Source organism: Noviherbaspirillum album (assembly GCF_035916955.1).
Classification (GTDB): Bacteria; Pseudomonadota; Gammaproteobacteria; order Burkholderiales; family Burkholderiaceae_D; genus Noviherbaspirillum; species Noviherbaspirillum album.
On record NZ_JAWIIV010000030.1, the window covers coordinates 45,002 to 61,429 of the forward strand.

Consider the following 16,428-nt stretch of genomic DNA (forward strand, 5'->3'; position numbering starts at 1 on the left):
TCATCGCACCATATTGGCACCGCATGAAAGGAAACGTGATGTCGGAAACCATCCACAGCCGCAGCATTGCCGAACACCTGAGCACGCTGGCCAGCCTGCTTGAAGCCGAAGCATTGAAGGCCGGCGCACTGGGCCTGCAAGTCGAGAGGAACCTGCGCAGCGAAGCGCGCCGGGTGCGCGCGATGGCTGAACAGTTATGGGCAAGCGACAGCGCCATTGAATTGCCCTCGGAGCAAAGCCGCGCGATTGCTCCGGCTTTCACAAGCGGAAGGCGCAGGCGGGACAGCCAGGTAAAACTGGTCAGCGGCTGAGGCTTGCGGATACGCATCCGGTGAGCCTTGCTTGCAGTACCTCGGCATGCGCGCGGTAACGCGCCGCAAGCGCGGCGGCAGCGGCTTGCTGCTGCTCCCGCTCAATCGATGCAATCCGGATAGCGTCCATCAAGGCTTCGCACAGCGCGGCCGGCTCGGCCAGCCAGCATTGCCGGTCGCCGTCCCATGTCTCCGCATAAGCGGCGTGCTTCGCGCAGCCGCTTCCCGTATCGTCGCGGCACAAGGTGACGCGGGGCAGCGCATGGGCCGCGGCGACGATACGCCCATGCAGGCTGCTTCCCGCATAGGCACTGCATCGTGCGAGCAGCGCACAGATATCCCAGAGATGCAGCGACGACAGTATGCGCACCGCATGGCTACGCATGCGTGCCGCCAGTCGCCGGTAGGCGCCAATGTCGTCATGCCAGGGTGCGGCGCCGGCGCGAAACAGCACGATGCCCCAGCCGCTGTGCCTGACGAAACGATCGAGCCCGGCGGCAAGCGTATCGAGCGTCGCTTCGTCGCCGAAATCGATGCTGAACTGCAGCGCAAGATAGCCCTTGGGAAACGCCTGCCGGCATTGCAGCACCTCGCCTGACGCGGCATGCGCCTGCAGGCGGTCAGCGAACAACTCGGCCACCATCACCGCCGGATCCGGCACCAGCTCAGCGGCCAGTCCCTGGGAATTCAGATGCGCAAGTGTTCGGCGGTCGCGCACCGAGATGCTGTCGGCGCCTGCAAGCTTTTCCCGCACTTCCACGCGCATCGCCGCGGTCACCGCATCCAGTTCGGCGCCGCCGATGGCGTTGTGCACGATCGCATCGGCACAGGGGAATTGAGCGCGCCCGGCGACGTAGGGAGCGAGTGCCTGCAGGCACAGCCGTTCCCGTGTCCATGCCAGAGACTGTTGCGCGTCGCTTCCAAGACGAGCTGTGATCTCCTGTGCCTCGTCGATTGACAGGGACATGACAGCGGCTTCCCATGCGCCACAGGTGAGCAGTTCGCCGCCGGCATGCACGATGCGCACCGGCCAGTCACGGTAGCGCTCCGCGAGATCGGCGATCGCATGCGCCTGGTGTCCTCCGGCATCGTTCAGGGTTCGTGCAACGAGTCCTGCGTGCACGAAATCGGCAGGGCCGGTCAGCGCTTCCAGGATATGCGGAAACAGGAGGTCTCCGAAATTGTGTCTGTCGAACGCGCCGAAAACGATGACCGGATTCGCGGCAAGCACGCTGCTGCTCATCGCAGCCAGCTGGCCACGATCAAACCAGCACCGACATAGATTGCAAGACGGATGCCGGGGATACCGCCCCCATGGATGCGCGCAAGATTCAGCGCGGCTAGGCTGCCCCAGAGCAGCACCTCGCCGCCGCCGCGCACGATGTCCATCGCATGCGTTCCGTTCAGCAGCAGGTAACCGCCCTGGCCGGCGAAGAAGCCGCAGAGGGCGGCCAGCAGGAAGCGCACTTCCTTGCGTGCCAGCAATTCATTAAGGGAGTGGTTCTCCATGGCGCGGATCGAGGTTGTCTGCAGGTCCGGCGGCCGCCGGACCTGCAGACAACATAATCCTCCGCGTGCGAATGCTCCATGAGGCAGCACAAGCCGGCGGTCCGTTTCGCTTGCGGCGGCGCGCAATCCCATGCCGCATGGCATGCAGCTCCATCTCGCATCCATGCATCAGGAAATCGGCAAGGCCGAGGTCGACTTGATTTCCCGCATCGCGAGGCTGGAACGTATCGAGGTCACGCCAGGCAGCTTGCGCAATACGTGGGTGACGAATTCGCCATAGGCGTCGAGATCGCGGGCCACCACTCGCAGGTAATAGTCGGCCTCGCCGCTGACGTTATGGCAGGACAGGATTTCCGGGATAGACTGGATCGCGCGCTCGAACTGCGCCGGCAGCTCGCCGGTGTGATTGGCGAAATTGATCTGCACGAAGGCAATCAGTCCGAAACCGAGCTTGCGGCGGTCGAGGTTCGCCTGGTAGCCGGTGATGTACCCCTCGTCTTCCAGCCTGCGCAGGCGCCGCCATACCGGTGTTTCGCTCAGATTCAGCTGCTCCGCCAGCCTGGCATTGCTCAGGCGGCCTTCCTTCTGCACCAGTTCGAGGATGCGAAGATCAACACGATCCAGTTCGTTGAGAGGATCTTTTGCCACTTTACTTCCTTTTTGTAGTGGATTCTTGCTCAGGATAGCAGTCTGTAGAGGCTATTTGGCAAGAAAATTACCGGCGCGCACGAGCATAATTTCCGCATTCCTTTCTCCCTTCCGAAAAAAACCGTCATGGATATCGCCGTACTGCCCCTCTATCTCTCCGCACTCGTCGCGGTCTATCTGCTTCCAGGACCGGACATGGCGCTGGTGATCGCCACCGGCGCCGCGCACGGCAGGCGCCTCGCGCTGGCAACCAGCCTCGGCGTCGCTCTGGCGCGCGGACTGCACGTACTGATGTCGGGAGCAGGACTCGCCGCGCTAATGGCGGCGAATCCCATGCTGCTGGATCTGGTGCGCTGGATCGGCGCGGCCTATCTGCTGATTCTGGCGGTGCAGGTGCTGCGCTCGGACCTGCGGCTCAATGCATCGGCACGCAGCGAACGCTCCGCCCGCTCCTGCTTCCTGCGCGGCTTTCTCACCAACCTGATGAATCCCAAGGCCCTGTTGTTTTGCGGCCTGTTCCTGCCGCAGTTCGTCTCGGCCGCGCATGGGCCGGCGCTGACGCAATTCCTTTGGCTCGGTGCGGTCCTGGTGCTGGTGGGCTTCGCTTTCGACTGCGTGTATGCGACCGCAGCCGCGCGTATCGGACAGCGCATGCAGGGCAAAGCCTCTCCGCTGAAAAAATGGCTGCTGCCGTCGGTGCTGGTACTGATGGCGGGAAGGTTGCTGGCAAGTTGAGAAAAACTTTTCAGATCACCTTCAACTTCAACTATTCGAAGCGAAGCGGCAATCAAGTCAGGTGTTCGAGCGCATCTGCTAACGCGCCTGGTGCTCCATGAACAGCCAGTGCCAGGGCTCGTACGCAAAACCCTTGTCATTCCCCCGGGGATAAGAAAGCACGAATCCGAAGCGGCCCGCATTGGCGGTCAGCCACACGAAAGCGGCGGTTTCCTCGAACGGCACTTCCCTCTCCTCGCAGCCCGGCGTATTGATATCGACCGCCCGCCCGGTGTGATGCTCGCTGTAGCCCGGCGGCGCGCTTAGCGTGAAAATGGTGGCGAGCGGCATGCCGCGCTCGATCTTGGCGCGCACAATGTCGGCCTGGCTGGCGAGATCGCGGAACGCCGACACGATATACAGCTCGACCCCATCCTGCCCCGCCGCCTCCCGCATCCGTTGCCATGCCCGCGCCGCAGCCGGAATCATGAGATGCGGGAAACCATCGCTGCCAATCTCGGCCAATGCCAGTTCGGTGGCTTCCGGATGAAACGGCAGGCCCGTCTGCGCCGCCCGCTCCGGTGAAATGCCGAGCGCGGCGAGGACTTCGGTTGTCTTGTTGTCAAGCTGGATAGTCTGCATTTGCGGTCAATCGAAAAATGAGTGCAAGCCTGTTGGGAACCATGCCTGCCTCAAGCAGTTCCACCGGGATAGAACCCGCACGATACCATGGTGCGGCAGGAGGCCTGCCAGGAGTAAACTATGCATATCTCCAGCTCATTCCCGAATACGATGTCCAGCCTGACCGACGACCCGCGTCCCGTTCCCCCCATCGAGCCCGCGCTTGAAGAGTGCTGCGGCAACGGCTGCGATCCTTGCATATTCGATATTCATTATGCGGCCATGGAGCGCTACCGCGCCGAACTGGCCGCATGGGAAGCGCGCCACCCGCACAACGCCGGCTGACCGGGACTACGCGCCCTCGCGCCGTGCATGGCGGATTTCAATGGTGGAATGCACAACTTCCTCATGAATGCCAATGCGCCTGCGCATCTCATCGGGTGTCAGCGCGGGATTGTCGGTAACCACGCTCAGCGCACATGCATAATGCTGGCGACCGACCCGCCATACATGCAGGTCTGTGATACGGGTGTGTTCGCTTTCGCGATTCGCCATGACCGCTTCACGGATTTCCTGCACCACCGGGTGGTCCATTTCACGGTCGAGCAACACCTTGGCGGTGTCACGGAGCAGGTTCTTCGCCCAGATAGCGACCACGACGGCCCCCACCACGCCCATGGCCGGGTCCAGCCATGCCCATCCGTAGATCCAGCCGCCCGCAAGTGCAACGATGGCCAGCACCGATGTCGCGGCATCGGTAATGACATGCACATAGGCCGCCTTCAGGTTCAGATCTGCGTGATGCCCATGCTGTCCGGCATGCGCATGTTCATGTTCATGCGCGTGCTCATGCCGGTGGTGGTCGTCATGGCCGTGATGGTGGTCATGGTGATGATGGGCATCGCCCAGGATAAACGCGCAGACGACATTCACCGCCAGTCCCAGCACGCCGACGAGCATCGCCTCCCGGTAATGGATATCCTGAGGCGCGAGCAGCCGCTCGATGGAGCCGGCCACCATCATCGCGGCAATACCGATCAGCAGCACCGCACTGGTGAAGCCGGCGAGCACCTCGATCTTCCAGGTGCCGAACGTAAATCTCGGATCGTGCGCATAGCGCCGCGCCGCCGCGTAAGCGAATGTGCTCAGTCCGATGGCGAGCGTATGGGAACTCATGTGCCAGCCGTCCGCCAGCAGCGCCATGGAATTGAACCACCATCCGGCAGTGATTTCGGCGAGCATCGTGAACGCCGTGATCCACATGACGATGCGGGTGCCGCGCTCGGCGGCCGGATTGTCGCCGCCGTAGACGTGGACATGCATGTCATCGTCCGCCTGCCTGTTGCCGGGTATGGAGTGGTCCGAGTGGCTTGATTCCTCCGGGTGGCGTGAATGGTTCGGCGGAGTATGGTGCATGCTGCTTCCTTCTCGTTGACTTTACCCGGGTCCAGCCCGCTCAGAATCCGATGCTCTTGCCTGCACCCAGCAGCGTTGCGATGCCAAGCACCGCAAAGATCGCCGCGGCGATGCCATGCACCAGGCGTACCGGCATGCGGTCGGCGATGCGGTCCCCCATGAGTACGGCGGGAACATTGGCCAGCATCATGCCCAGGGTGGTACCGGCAACCACACCTAGCAGGGCATTGTATTGCGCGGCCAGCGCCACTGTTGCCACCTGCGTCTTGTCACCCATCTCGGCCAGGAAGAACGCAACCAGCGTCGCGACAAACACGCTGGACTTGGCAAGCTGCGCATCCGCCTCATCGAACTTGTCTGGAATCAGTGTCCACGCCGCCATGGCAAGGAAGGAAATGCCGAGCACCCAGCGCAACGTTTCAGGCGCCAGCACCGAAGTGATCCACGCACCGAGAGCGCCGGCAAATCCGTGATTGACCAGCGTGGCCACAAGGATGCCGAGAATAATGGGCACAGGCCTGCGGAATTTTGCAGCAAGGATGAATGCAAGGAGCTGGGTCTTGTCGCCGATTTCTGCGAGTGCGACGATGCCGGTGGAGACGAGGAATGCTTCCATGTAATGTTATTGTTCCCTGGCCGGACATGAACCATTGACCACACGCCCGTCCAGCCAATGGAAGGCATATGGTCAAAGGTCTTGCCAAGTGCTGGAACCGCTTGCGCCATGGTCTGCTGACCAAGTGTGTTGACGCAAGCCCCTTCAACTTATTGCATTGCTGAAGGGAGGCTACTCCCCAATGACGGTGCGCATGATACTCGACAACATTGCTGGTGTCTATGGAGTTGATCGCCTGCGGATGCTAAATAGGAAAGAAAAAGATTTCATCGAAGACGCGGCTAAAGGGCCGATTGAAAAATTTAAATGGCTATTCCGACAATGCGGAAATAACATGAATTTCATCGCCGACAAAGTGACTAAGCCTTAATGAATGGTGTCACATTGCCGGGAGAACGGAGGTCTTTATGCGAGGCAAACCCGATGACGCTACAAAATGGCATGCACTGCGCAGCGTGAAATTTGCGGTGGGCTTGGTGATTAATGTCGGCGGCATGCTTGCCGTAGCACAAACGCTATTGTCCTGAATGACGAGGCGGCAGGAGTGGCGGCGTGCCATGCGAGTGTTGCCGTCATTTTCCCTGTGTCGCCGCACCTGCGCTCAAGCGCAGGTGCGGCGATTTTCATGCTGTCTTCGACAGCATCTCGGTAACGATCTGCAGCGGGCCGCCGGCGGATGCAACGGCGGCCGCATGATTTAAAGACTTTTCTGCGTTGCCCGCCAGCTTAATCGAACAGCTTGTTGGCTGTCTTGGCGATCAGCTCNACGGCGGCCGCATGATTTAAAGACTTTTCTGCGTTGCCCGCCAGCTTAATCGAACAGCTTGTTGGCTGTCTTGGCGATCAGCTCGCCCTGGTGGCGAGCGCCTTCCAATTCGATCTGGGAAGGCTGGCGCTGGCCCTGGCCGCCGGCAATGGTGCTTGCGCCGTAAGGGCTGCCGCCGACGATTTCGTCCAGCGTCATCTGGCCTTGGTGGCTGTACGGCAGGCCGACCACGGTCATGCCGAAATGCAGCAGGTTGGTGATGATGGAGAACAGCGTGGTTTCCTGTCCGCCGTGCTGAGTCGCAGTGGAAGTGAATGCGCCGCCGACCTTGCCGTTCAATGCGCCCTTTGCCCATAGCCCGCCCGCCTGGTCGAGAAAGCTTGCCATCTGCGACGGCATCCGTCCGAAGCGGGTCGGCGCACCGATGACGATGGCATCGTAGTTGGCCAGTTCAGCGACGGTCGCGACCGGTGCAGCCTGGTCAAGCTTGAAATGCGCATTCTTGGCGATGTCCTGCGGCACGGTTTCCGGCACGCGCTTGATATCGACACTGGCGCCGGTTCTGCGCGCACCTTCGGCAACGGCGTTGGCGAGCGTTTCGATATGGCCATAGGTCGAGTAATACAGGACAAGCACTTTTGACATGGTAAACCTCCGTAACGGGTGAGTGGGTTTGTTGATCTATTTCTTGTTGAATTGCCAATTGCACTGCATGCAAGCAAGGCGTTCAGCACGTAGAGATTACAGGAATTGCAAAATTCGTCCGGCGCCGTGCTACGAACTCAGTAGAACGCGTACACATCCATGGCCAGCACGCCGTACTCAACGCTGCCATGAAGGCGTTCGCCGCGCGCCTCAGTGCCGGCGGCACCCAATGCCGCGAACATGGGCAGCAAATGCTCATCGGTAGGATGGTTGCGCGCCGCATGCGGCGCCCTGCTCCGGTAATCGAGCAGAGCCGCGCGCCGTTCCTCGTTCATCTGCCCGTTCAATCGCTCATGCATCCAGGCTGCGAACTCGCCGGCCCACGCCTGCACCGGCGCGTCGATGCCCTGGCCGCGAAATTCATGGAGGTTATGCGTCAGCGAACCGGAACCGATCACTAGCACGCCGTCCCGGCGCAATTCGGACAATGCGCTGCCCAGCCTCTCATGCTCCGCCGGCGTGCCGCCGCGCAGAATGGAAACCTGGAGCACCGGGATATCGGCCTCCGGATACATCAGCCGCAGCGGTACCCAGGCGCCGTGATCGAGGCCGCGTGCAGGACTACGCTTGACCGCATGGCCGGCCTGCTCGAGCAGGCCGGCAAGCTTGCCGGCGAGCTGCGGCGCACCGGGTGCCGGATAGTCGATTTCGAACAGCGCAGCTGGAAAACCGCCGAAATCGTGAATGGTCTCCGGCCGCTCGGCAAAGCTGACCGCAGGGCCGCCCAACGCTTCCCAATGGGCGGAAAACACGACGATCGCTTCGGGCCGCGGCAGCGATTTTCCCAGTCCGAGAAGAAAACGACGCGCCGGGCTGTCCTGTATCGCAAGCATCGGAGAGCCGTGCGAGATAAACAGGGCTGGCAATGACGTCATGTGATCTCTCCAGGTAGCTCAACGGTTCTTCATCGCCTTGCGTCGGCGAGGCGTGATCGGGTTTCACTATATTTAACTTTATCGGGTAGATAAATACCTATCTGCTTGCCAGATTGTTTCTTAATGATTGACAATGCGGTATGGATATTCTTTCAAGTATGAAAACCTTCACGGCAGTGGTGGATGCCGGCAGCTTTGCCTCGGCTGCGGAGCGCTTGAATATGTCTCGGGCTATGACATCCAAGCATGTGTCCGCGCTCGAAGATCACTTGGGCACCCGGTTGCTCAACCGCACCACGCGCCGCCTCAGCCTCACGGAAACCGGAACCGTTTTCTATGAACGCAGTGTCCAGATCATCGCCGACCTGAGTGAAGCGGAACAGGTGGCCGGCTACATGGCGGCGGCACCGCGCGGCGTGCTGAAGATTGCGATGCCATTGTCATTCGGACAACATCGCCTTGGCGCCGTTATCGCCGAGTATGTGCATGCCTATCCCCAGGTCAAGCTCGACATCGCACTGAGCGACCGCAAGGTCGATCTCGTGGATGAAGGCTTCGACCTGGCGATACGCATCGGCATGACACTCGAACCAGGTCTCATCGCACGCAAGCTGGGCGAAGAGCGCATCATCGTCTGCGGTGCGCCGTCCTATCTGGAGCGACATGGTGTTCCGCGCACTCCCGGCGAACTGGCGGCGCATGCCTGCCTCGGTTATTCCCTGGGACAGGGCGGCGACGAGTGGCGGCTCGAAGGGCCGGACGGCACGGTCAACGTGCGCTGCAACGGACCGATCAGGGCGGATAACGGCGACATGCTGCGCCTGGCTGCGGTCAGCGGCGCCGGCCTGATCTTCCAGCCTCGCTTCATTGTCGGCGACGATCTCAGAGCAGGCCGCCTGAAGCAGATTCTCGAGGATTACCAGTCGGGCGAGATGGGTATCTATGCCGTCTATTCCAGCCGCAAGCATCTCTCCGCCAAGGTGCGCAGTTTCGTCGACTTTCTTGCAGCCCGGCTGGCGGACATCCCGCCGCCGTGAGCGGAGTCGCCTGGAACGACCGCTCTCGCGCAGCCCGAATATAAATGTAAAAAATTGTGACGGAGGAACAACAGCAGGTCACTACTGCATTTCCAAGTAGCAACCAACAGCCTGTTTTGGGATAATGCCATCAGAGCCAATGCGCCACGGGCTCCTGCAGCAAAGGCGTTCCGGGCCAGGCAGTCAATTGCCCGATCGAGATTTCCGTTTCGGATGTCGGATCCCACATCGTCGGCAGCGTGGATGAGTCCGAATCAATCCGCAACACTTTCTTCACCCTTGCAGCAGGATGGATGCCGCCACCCGGCCTACCGTCGCATTCCTTGAAAACCTTTCACACATAAGGCGCTTCATGTTCAAGAACCTCACGATCAAGACACGGCTTATCGGCGTCATTGCATTTCTTTCCCTGCAATTGATCATTGGCGGCGTCATCGGCATTGCCAGCCTGAGCAATGCCAATAGTTCCATGCGCTCGATTTACGACGACCGCCTGGTAACCCTTGGCCAGCTTGACCGCATCATCCGTTACATCAACGAAGACAATTCGGCGGTCGCCAAGGCGCTCACCGGCGAGCAAAGCGGCGTGGAGCAGGCACTCAAGGAAATCGGCGAGCGCAGCAAGCTGGTGGAGAAGGAGTGGGAAGCCTACATGAGGACCAAACTGACGCCGGAAGAGAAAAAGGCGGCGGACGAATTCGCTGCCGCCCGAAAGGTCTATATGGCCGAAGGGCTGAAGGCCGCGACCGATTCCCTGCAGGTGCTGGATACGCAATCCGGCGTGGCCGCCCTGCACGGTCCGATGAGCAAGCTGTTTACGCCGATGCGCGACAAGATTGACCACCTCATCAAGCTGCAGCTTGATATTGCCAAGGCCGAATACGAGCACTCGCAGACAATCTATCAATGGGTACGCAATTCCTGCATCGCCGGTATCCTGTTCGGCGTCGTTCTTGCCGCACTGGTCGGCTGGTGGCTGGTACAGGCGATTACCAGGCCCTTGAACGTCGCGGTGAAGGTGGCAGCCAGCGTCGCCGATGGCGACCTGACGCAAAAGATCGATGTAAGGTCGAATGATGAAACCGGTCAGCTCATGCGCGCCCTGAAGAACATGAACGACAGCCTGGTGCAGATTGTCAGCCAGGTGCGCACCAGCACCGAGACCATCGGCAATGCGTCCACCGAGATCGCCGCCGGCAACCAGGATTTGTCGGCGCGTACCGAGCAGCAGGCCAGCTCCCTCGAGGAAACCGCCTCGTCGCTGGAAGAACTCACCTCCACGGTTCGCCAGAACGCCGACAATGCGCGCCAGGCCGACCAGCTGGCGCAATCGGCATCCGAAGTGGCCAACCGCGGCGGCACGGTGGTATCGCAGGTGGTGGAAACCATGGGTTCGATCAATGAATCGTCGAAGAAGATTTCCGACATCATCAGCGTCATCGACGGTATCGCCTTCCAGACCAATATCCTGGCACTGAATGCAGCGGTGGAAGCCGCGCGCGCCGGCGAGCAGGGCCGCGGCTTTGCCGTCGTCGCATCGGAAGTGCGCAGCCTGGCTCAGCGTTCGGCGGCGGCGGCCAAGGAAATCAAGCTCCTGATCGACGACTCGGTACAGAAGGTCGACGCCGGCAGCCGCCTGGTCGGCCAGGCCGGTTCGACGATGGACGAGATCGTGCAGAGCATCCAGCGCGTGACCGACATCATGGGCGAAATCACCGCCGCCACGCAGGAGCAGACTGCGGGCCTCGACCAGATCAACCAGGCAGTCAGCCAGATGGACCAGGTGACGCAGCAGAATGCGGCGCTGGTCGAAGAGGCTGCGGCAGCGGCCGAATCGATGCGCGAGCAGGCCGGCGGCCTGGCGCACGCGGTCGGCGTGTTCAAGCTGGACGGCATGCACGCTGCGGCATCGACGCCCGCGACTCGTCCTGGCCTCGCTGTTCACGCGGCAGCACCGGTTGCCAAGCCGGCCACGGGTTCGGCGGTGGTTACACGATCCACGGCACCGGTAAGGGCGAAAGCGCCGGCACCGAAGATCTCGGCAGCCGATGGCTGGGAAGAGTTTTGATGCGTAATTCGAATATCGATTAAAGCCTTCAACCAGCGGAACTGGCGAGAAGGCAGTACCAGTGCCTGCGGACAGACCAGACGCTGGTTGCAGGGGCCGCACTTGAGCGGCCCCTTTTCTTTTGCCAGCCTTCCCCGGAGACTGGACCGGCCTCGTTGCGCGGTTACTGTCAGGCTCCATACATACCACCTACTATTGATTTCAATCAACAATGTAAGCCCGCACGGTTCTCGTTGCTTCGCTACACTTTGCTTCGTCGAGGAGGAGACATCGCAGGACTTGCTCGATAAACCGCCGGGGCAGCATAACCAAACCCATACAGCGCCCAGGCACTTCACAATGCACATGCACGAGGTATTTTTTATGGCAACCGGTACTGTCAAGTGGTTCAACGACGCTAAAGGCTTTGGCTTCATCACCCCGGATCAGGGCGGCGAGGATTTATTCGCGCACTTTTCGGCAATCAATTCGTCCGGATTCAAGACGCTGAAGGAAGGTCAGCAGGTGACATTCGAAGTGACCCAAGGCCCCAAGGGCAAGCAGGCGTCGAATATCGTCGCCGCGCATTGATTGTCCGGAGCTGGGCCAGACCAGTTCCCCAAGCACCGCGCAACCGGTCGGTTTCGATCACGCAGGGTTGCGCCGGCTGCAGATAATCCCATTCCTCAGTCATGCCCCATGCCGCGGCCCGGAACCGCGGGCCTCAGCGCAGGACGTCGCGTTGGACTATCATGACGTCCCTTCCCTTCTTTATCCGCTGCGGTAGCGACATGAACGACATTCCTGAACCCAATAACGAGTCCGATTCGTCGGCGCCTATCCATGAGGCCCGCTTGTGGCGCGATGACGGATGGACCGCGCGCGTGATCAAGAACGAGGATGACGACGGCTGGGCGGTTGAAATGATCAAGGATGGCGAAGCCGAACCGGCTCTCGTCGGCCCCTGGACCATGGGCCGCGACAAGAAGAACCCGAAACCGCTCGATACGGGCGCCTTCAATACGCTAGTCAAGACGGCGTCGGAAGTCCTGCGCCGGCATGAACAGCAATTGCACGCCTTGCTGCACAAGAGCATTGCAGTCACGACCGATTCGGGCACCATCAATGTCGTGCTCGATATCGTCCCGGACGAAGACGACCCCTACGCCATGTTGAGCGCAACCGACGAATTCGGCGACGCCATTGCCGAAGTTCGGGTGGCGCCGACTTTCAAGCTTACGCGCGCCAGTGCCGAAGCCTGGATAGAAAGCGGCTACCGCAAGCCGAGATAGCGCCGTACTGCGCTGGCAAGTTAAAGTCACGCGCTGGCGGCACGTCCGCCATTCGGGGATCAATGCGCAGATTCTGCGCTGCCAGCCGGCCGCACGCCCATGGCTTCACACACCTGCACGAGGCGCTCCGGAAACCAGTCGGGATTGAACTCGACGGCATTCTTCGGAAACAGCATCACGACTGTCGATCCCAGCAGGAAGCGCCCCATCTCCTGGCCGCGTTCAAAGCGGATGTCCTGGTTCTCATAGTGCCATTCGCGGATATCGGGGTGGCGAGGCGGATTGACTACGCCGTGCCAGACCGTGGCCATGCTGCCGACAATGGTTGCCCCCACCAGCGCCAGCACGAACGGCCCATCCTTTCCTTCGAATACGCACACCACCCGCTCATTGCGCGCAAACAGGTTGGGCACGCCGCGCGCCGTGGTCGGATTGACCGAGAACAGATCGCCAGGCACGTAAATCATGCGCGTGAGACGGCCGCCGCAAGGCATGTGGATGCGGTGGTAATCCTTGGGGCTCAGATAGAGCGTGCAGAAATCGCCATCCTCGAACTGCGCCGCAAGCTTGCTGTCGCCGCCGACCAGCGCCAGCGTCGAGTAATCATGTCCCTTGGCCTGGAATATCCTGTCCTTATGGATGCGGCCGAACTGGCTGACGGCGCCGTCGACCGGGCACAGGAAATCGGTGGCTGCGAAAGGCCGCGCACCCTCGCGCAGCGGCCGCGTGAAAAATTCGTTGAAGGTGGCGTAGCTGCGAATGTCGGGGTTCACCGCTTCCTGCATGTTGACGCCGTAGAAATTCACGAAGCCGCGGATCAGTGCGGTGGTCAGCCCGCCTGCGCGAGCTCCGGCAATCTTGCCGGCGAGGACAGTGAGCGCCTGCTTGGGCAGAAGATACTGATGCAGAACAGCGAGTCGGTTGCGCACGTTGGGTTCAGTGTTTGGTCATGGAAATGAACGTGATTGTACCGGTGTCCGGCGTTGCTTACGAATATTGCCATTGAGGCATGGCTGCAATTTTTCATTTGCTTAATGGAACCCGAGCCGAGGCTTTTGCCACTTACCAACGTCTGTCTGCATGGCCGCCTGCGGGGCAAGGCCGTTTACTATAAAACGACCTTGTGCCAGCGGTTGAGAAGCGCCATGCATTTTCCGATTCAACCATTCAGGAAACACTTTCCATGGCACCTGTCACTCCAACACGCTCCGGCGCTTCCCTGGCCCCATTTTCCGAGCCAGCACCTCCGCTGCCATCTGGGAGCCGCACACCGGCCGTTTCGGAGGCTGTGCATCGGCAGCACATTCCGTCACTTCCCCATCCCAGCCGAAGTGGCCCGAGCGCTCAGCAGATATTTTTGCGGCCCGGCTTCAGGCGCGAATCCGTCGGAAGTCGGACAGGCAATGACAGCTTTAGAACCGCCAGAAGCCATAGCGGTAGAAGCAGCATCGCTGGCAGTGCACGAAGCCGAAGCCATCCCGACGACGAGCGGGAGTCCATCGCCGCGAGCCATCATGAAGGCAATCGACCTTCGTACTGGCCCTCCTTGTTTGGCAATCGAACGCAGCATCAGCGGACGACAGGGCGTCCAAACCAATTCCATCGCGCATCTCTACCGAGCGATTCGGCACGCTCCGATCGTCGCGCGGACGCGAAAGCTACGCCGCTTGGGCGGAATCAAAACCAGTCAACGCAGGCCCCCAAGGCTTCGAAGACGGCGCACAATGCGTTACGAGGATTTATGCCTTCGGCCAAAGCCGTTTGGTATGTCGTCGATACCATGGCATATGCCACTATCGGACTCACCGCCGGAGTCGCAATGGTCGGACTTTTTCCATTCATCAATGTGGCCGCGATACCTGTCGCCATGGCCGGCGGAGCATGCGCGGCAGCAGCCTACTTTGGCGCGTCCAAGTACCTTCGGCACGGGGTCTTTGGCGACAAGATTTCATCTTCCTGACAGCAGGACACCATGAAACAAGCATCGCTCCACGCCGGCGCGTTCAACGCGCCGCTTCCTGCAGCAGCCGGATCAGCAGGTACAGACGCGGCACAATGGAGTCGATGACGATGTACTCGTCCCTGGCGTGGTAGCCGGCGCCGGCGAGGCCCAGGCTTTCCAAAACGGCGGCCCTGCCGGTGAGGTTGGCAAAGCCGGCATCGGTCGCACCTCCAGTCGCGGGAATCAAGGTCAGCTTGCGATCGATTTCCGCATAGATGGCTTCGGCCTTGCGGGCGAGTTCCTGCGCCGCTGGCGTGGCGACGTACGGCGGGCGTCCGCGCTCGATGCGAATGGTGGTCTCGGTATCCGGCACCCTGCGCTGCTTTACCCTCTCCTGCAAGGCCGCCTGCATCCGCTCGATGCCGTCCGGCGCGGTGAGCCGCATGTCGGCCATGGCATGGGCCTGCTCCGGAATCTGGTTGCGTACGATGCCGGCCCCGGCAATGGTCCAATTGAGCTGGGTGCCGGGTACCGAACGAGCGATATCCTCGGTCTGCAGGATCTGGTGCGAAAGTTCGACCAGCGCATTGCGTCCCCTTTGCGGCGCCGCGCCCGCATGAGATGCTCGGCCTTGCACCTGCATCGTCACGGTGGCAGTGCCTGCCGCACTGAGCAGGACGCCTTCAGGCACATCGGGCGTGGGTTCGCAGGAAAGCACGATGTCATGCTCGCCGGCCAGCGCGGCGATCAGCATGCCCGAACCGCGCGAACCGGTTTCTTCATCCGCATTGAAAAGCACGGTCAGCCGGGCGTAATCCTGCAGCTTCATGTCCTTCATGATTTTCAGTGCATGCAGCGCGACGCTGATGCCGCCCTTGTCGTCGGCGATGCCGGGTCCGTAGATGCGATTGCCGTCTATGCGGTAAGGCTGGGTCTTGAGCGTGCCGACCGGGTAGACGGTATCCATGTGCGCGATCAGCATCAGGCGTTTGGTGCCAGTGCCATGGAACGTGCCGATCACAATATCGCCCGGCCCCTGGGTGCCCTTGCGCCGCTCCACGCTGGCGCCGAGCTGACGCAGGCGCCTTTCCGTATAGTCGGCCATGCGGACAAGCCCGGCGGCGTCGGAACTGGGCGACTCGATCTGTACCATGTCCTGCAGGCTGGCAATAAGAGCAGGCTGTTCCCTGCGCGCCGCTTCAAGCAGCCTCAGGTCCGGTTCCGCCGCCGCCGGCGCCGCGAAACCCAGCAGCATGGGCAGGAATAGCCATAGGTGCCTTACCGTGGCCTGAAAACGGCCGCATGATCGGCTGTGCATGGAGTCTCCTCGCTATAGGTATCCTTATGAGGCAAGATTATAGGATGCCCATGACAAAGGCGGCCGACGTGCATCAGAAGATGAACAACGCGGATCGAAGCCGCGAGCAACTTCCGTCCGCGCAGACACGGGTTGCATTCCGTATCGTTCCCGCCAGCTTTCCATGCCGTTATTCATGCAGTCTTTTCAGGCCTTGACTGCTCAAGCTAAGCAAGAAAAAAGCGCTGCCCGCCAAAAGGCGGGGCAGCGCTTGCCGTCCTTGCGGCAAGCCGCAAGGCCCATTCCCGGTTCGCCTGATGACGGCGATCAGAAGCGGTGACGCACGCCGACGTTGAAGATCGACGGATCCAGGCCTGCTGCAGCCGGGCTGCCCACGGTCGCAGCCGCATCGTTCTTGATGCGGGCATACGAGGTGTACAGGTTGGTGCGCTTGGACAGCGCGTGGGTGTAGCCGATTGCCCACTGGTCGGCATCGCGCGTGCCGCCGCCGATGTCGTCGTTGCGGCGGATGTAGGACGCCAGGATGGTGCCGGCGCCGATCGGGGCGCTCACGCCGAGCATGGCGTCGTCGCGGTCGAGGTTGGTCACGCCGAGCGCGGTCTCGCCCTTGC

General features: G+C 61.1%; 19 protein-coding genes and 1 riboswitch. Of the genes, 8 read left to right on the plus strand and 11 right to left on the minus strand.

Going from position 1 to position 16,428, the window contains the following annotated elements:
• The first annotated feature begins 38 nt into the window (after positions 1-38).
• Complete coding sequence (locus RY831_RS25200) at positions 39-311, plus strand: hypothetical protein (protein ID WP_326509134.1); 273 nt, start codon at positions 39-41, stop codon at positions 309-311.
• Here the strand turns inward: RY831_RS25200 and RY831_RS25205 are convergent.
• From RY831_RS25205 to RY831_RS25215, 3 genes are all read right to left on the minus strand, one after another.
• Positions 301-1,554 carry a polysaccharide pyruvyl transferase family protein gene (locus RY831_RS25205; RefSeq protein WP_326509135.1) on the minus strand — a complete coding sequence of 418 codons (1,254 nt, stop codon included), beginning with the start codon at positions 1,552-1,554 and terminating at the stop codon, positions 301-303. The genes RY831_RS25200 and RY831_RS25205 overlap by 11 nt on opposite strands.
• Entirely contained in the window at positions 1,551-1,820 is a 270-nt protein-coding gene (locus RY831_RS25210; RefSeq protein WP_326509136.1) for a hypothetical protein, read from the minus strand. Before RY831_RS25210 ends, RY831_RS25205 begins: the two co-directional genes overlap by 4 nt.
• Before the next feature lie 168 nt (positions 1,821-1,988).
• Entirely contained in the window at positions 1,989-2,468 is a 480-nt protein-coding gene (locus RY831_RS25215) for an Lrp/AsnC family transcriptional regulator (protein WP_326509137.1), read from the minus strand.
• 126 nt (positions 2,469-2,594) lie between these two features.
• Between RY831_RS25215 and RY831_RS25220 the strand changes: the two genes are divergently transcribed.
• Entirely contained in the window at positions 2,595-3,203 is a 609-nt protein-coding gene (locus RY831_RS25220) for a LysE family translocator (RefSeq protein WP_326509138.1), read from the plus strand.
• A 78-nt stretch (positions 3,204-3,281) separates the two neighbouring features.
• On the opposite strand, the gene RY831_RS25225 is transcribed toward RY831_RS25220, so the two are convergent.
• Complete coding sequence (locus RY831_RS25225) at positions 3,282-3,824, minus strand: M15 family metallopeptidase (RefSeq protein ID WP_326509139.1); 543 nt, start codon at positions 3,822-3,824, stop codon at positions 3,282-3,284.
• Between the two features lie 120 nt (positions 3,825-3,944).
• On the opposite strand from RY831_RS25225, the gene RY831_RS25230 reads away from it, so the two are divergent.
• Entirely contained in the window at positions 3,945-4,148 is a 204-nt protein-coding gene (locus RY831_RS25230; protein WP_326509140.1) for an oxidoreductase-like domain-containing protein, read from the plus strand.
• A gap of 6 nt (positions 4,149-4,154) precedes the next feature.
• Here RY831_RS25230 and dmeF read toward each other — a convergent pair whose 3' ends face one another.
• Complete coding sequence (dmeF, locus tag RY831_RS25235; RefSeq protein ID WP_326509150.1) at positions 4,155-5,126, minus strand: CDF family Co(II)/Ni(II) efflux transporter DmeF; 972 nt, start codon at positions 5,124-5,126, stop codon at positions 4,155-4,157.
• A gap of 133 nt (positions 5,127-5,259) precedes the next feature.
• Positions 5,260-5,835: a TMEM165/GDT1 family protein gene (locus tag RY831_RS25240; RefSeq protein ID WP_326509141.1), complete on the minus strand. Its 576-nt coding sequence runs from the start codon at positions 5,833-5,835 to the stop codon at positions 5,260-5,262.
• Between the two features lie 11 nt (positions 5,836-5,846).
• Positions 5,847-6,027: riboswitch (yybP-ykoY riboswitch) on the minus strand.
• Between the two features lies 1 nt (position 6,028).
• Between RY831_RS25240 and RY831_RS25245 the strand changes: the two genes are divergently transcribed.
• Positions 6,029-6,205: a hypothetical protein gene (locus tag RY831_RS25245; RefSeq protein ID WP_326509142.1), complete on the plus strand. Its 177-nt coding sequence runs from the start codon at positions 6,029-6,031 to the stop codon at positions 6,203-6,205.
• Positions 6,206-6,646: 441 nt separating this feature from the next.
• Here RY831_RS25245 and wrbA read toward each other — a convergent pair whose 3' ends face one another.
• Complete coding sequence (wrbA, locus tag RY831_RS25250) at positions 6,647-7,246, minus strand: NAD(P)H:quinone oxidoreductase (RefSeq protein WP_326509143.1); 600 nt, start codon at positions 7,244-7,246, stop codon at positions 6,647-6,649.
• A 137-nt stretch (positions 7,247-7,383) separates the two neighbouring features.
• Positions 7,384-8,181, minus strand: a complete 798-nt coding sequence (locus tag RY831_RS25255; RefSeq protein WP_326509144.1) for a dioxygenase family protein — start codon at positions 8,179-8,181, stop codon at positions 7,384-7,386.
• Between the two features lie 158 nt (positions 8,182-8,339).
• Between RY831_RS25255 and RY831_RS25260 the strand changes: the two genes are divergently transcribed.
• The 4 genes from RY831_RS25260 (at position 8,340) to RY831_RS25275 (ending at position 12,557) form a co-directional block, all read left to right on the plus strand.
• Entirely contained in the window at positions 8,340-9,218 is an 879-nt protein-coding gene (locus tag RY831_RS25260; RefSeq protein ID WP_326509145.1) for a LysR family transcriptional regulator, read from the plus strand.
• A gap of 352 nt (positions 9,219-9,570) precedes the next feature.
• Positions 9,571-11,286 carry a methyl-accepting chemotaxis protein gene (locus tag RY831_RS25265; protein ID WP_326509146.1) on the plus strand — a complete coding sequence of 572 codons (1,716 nt, stop codon included), beginning with the start codon at positions 9,571-9,573 and terminating at the stop codon, positions 11,284-11,286.
• A 363-nt stretch (positions 11,287-11,649) separates the two neighbouring features.
• Positions 11,650-11,856: a cold-shock protein gene (locus tag RY831_RS25270; RefSeq protein WP_326509151.1), complete on the plus strand. Its 207-nt coding sequence runs from the start codon at positions 11,650-11,652 to the stop codon at positions 11,854-11,856.
• A 200-nt stretch (positions 11,857-12,056) separates the two neighbouring features.
• Positions 12,057-12,557 carry a hypothetical protein gene (locus RY831_RS25275; protein ID WP_326509152.1) on the plus strand — a complete coding sequence of 167 codons (501 nt, stop codon included), beginning with the start codon at positions 12,057-12,059 and terminating at the stop codon, positions 12,555-12,557.
• 59 nt (positions 12,558-12,616) lie between these two features.
• Here the strand turns inward: RY831_RS25275 and asd are convergent, their stop codons facing one another.
• From asd to RY831_RS25290, 3 genes are all read right to left on the minus strand, one after another.
• The gene (asd, locus tag RY831_RS25280; protein ID WP_326509147.1) at positions 12,617-13,486 is read right to left on the minus strand and encodes an archaetidylserine decarboxylase; all 870 of its coding nucleotides are present in this window, start codon (positions 13,484-13,486) and stop codon (positions 12,617-12,619) included.
• 1,074 nt (positions 13,487-14,560) lie between these two features.
• Entirely contained in the window at positions 14,561-15,817 is a 1,257-nt protein-coding gene (locus RY831_RS25285; protein WP_326509148.1) for a M20/M25/M40 family metallo-hydrolase, read from the minus strand.
• Between the two features lie 306 nt (positions 15,818-16,123).
• The coding region (locus tag RY831_RS25290; protein ID WP_326509149.1) for a porin at positions 16,124-16,428 on the minus strand (305 nt) is incomplete at its 5' end.

Excerpts from the sequence above, each read along its gene's own strand:
- RY831_RS25265 (WP_326509146.1), top strand. The coding sequence starts at position 9,571 with ATGTTCAAGAACCTCACGATCAAGACACGGCTTATCGGCGTCATTGCA.
- RY831_RS25260 (WP_326509145.1), top strand. The coding sequence starts at position 8,340 with ATGAAAACCTTCACGGCAGTGGTGGATGCCGGCAGCTTTGCCTCGGCT.
- RY831_RS25230 (WP_326509140.1), top strand. The coding sequence starts at position 3,945 with ATGCATATCTCCAGCTCATTCCCGAATACGATGTCCAGCCTGACCGAC.
- RY831_RS25275 (WP_326509152.1), top strand. The coding sequence starts at position 12,057 with ATGAACGACATTCCTGAACCCAATAACGAGTCCGATTCGTCGGCGCCT.
- wrbA (WP_326509143.1), bottom strand. The coding sequence starts at position 7,246 with ATGTCAAAAGTGCTTGTCCTGTATTACTCGACCTATGGCCATATCGAA.
- RY831_RS25205 (WP_326509135.1), bottom strand. The coding sequence starts at position 1,554 with ATGAGCAGCAGCGTGCTTGCCGCGAATCCGGTCATCGTTTTCGGCGCG.
- RY831_RS25220 (WP_326509138.1), top strand. The coding sequence starts at position 2,595 with ATGGATATCGCCGTACTGCCCCTCTATCTCTCCGCACTCGTCGCGGTC.
- RY831_RS25270 (WP_326509151.1), top strand. The coding sequence starts at position 11,650 with ATGGCAACCGGTACTGTCAAGTGGTTCAACGACGCTAAAGGCTTTGGC.
- RY831_RS25200 (WP_326509134.1), top strand. The coding sequence starts at position 39 with ATGTCGGAAACCATCCACAGCCGCAGCATTGCCGAACACCTGAGCACG.
- RY831_RS25210 (WP_326509136.1), bottom strand. The coding sequence starts at position 1,820 with ATGGAGAACCACTCCCTTAATGAATTGCTGGCACGCAAGGAAGTGCGC.
- RY831_RS25225 (WP_326509139.1), bottom strand. The coding sequence starts at position 3,824 with ATGCAGACTATCCAGCTTGACAACAAGACAACCGAAGTCCTCGCCGCG.
- RY831_RS25245 (WP_326509142.1), top strand. The coding sequence starts at position 6,029 with ATGATACTCGACAACATTGCTGGTGTCTATGGAGTTGATCGCCTGCGG.
- RY831_RS25240 (WP_326509141.1), bottom strand. The coding sequence starts at position 5,835 with ATGGAAGCATTCCTCGTCTCCACCGGCATCGTCGCACTCGCAGAAATC.
- RY831_RS25255 (WP_326509144.1), bottom strand. The coding sequence starts at position 8,181 with ATGACGTCATTGCCAGCCCTGTTTATCTCGCACGGCTCTCCGATGCTT.
- RY831_RS25285 (WP_326509148.1), bottom strand. The coding sequence starts at position 15,817 with ATGCACAGCCGATCATGCGGCCGTTTTCAGGCCACGGTAAGGCACCTA.
- dmeF (WP_326509150.1), bottom strand. The coding sequence starts at position 5,126 with ATGCATGTCCACGTCTACGGCGGCGACAATCCGGCCGCCGAGCGCGGC.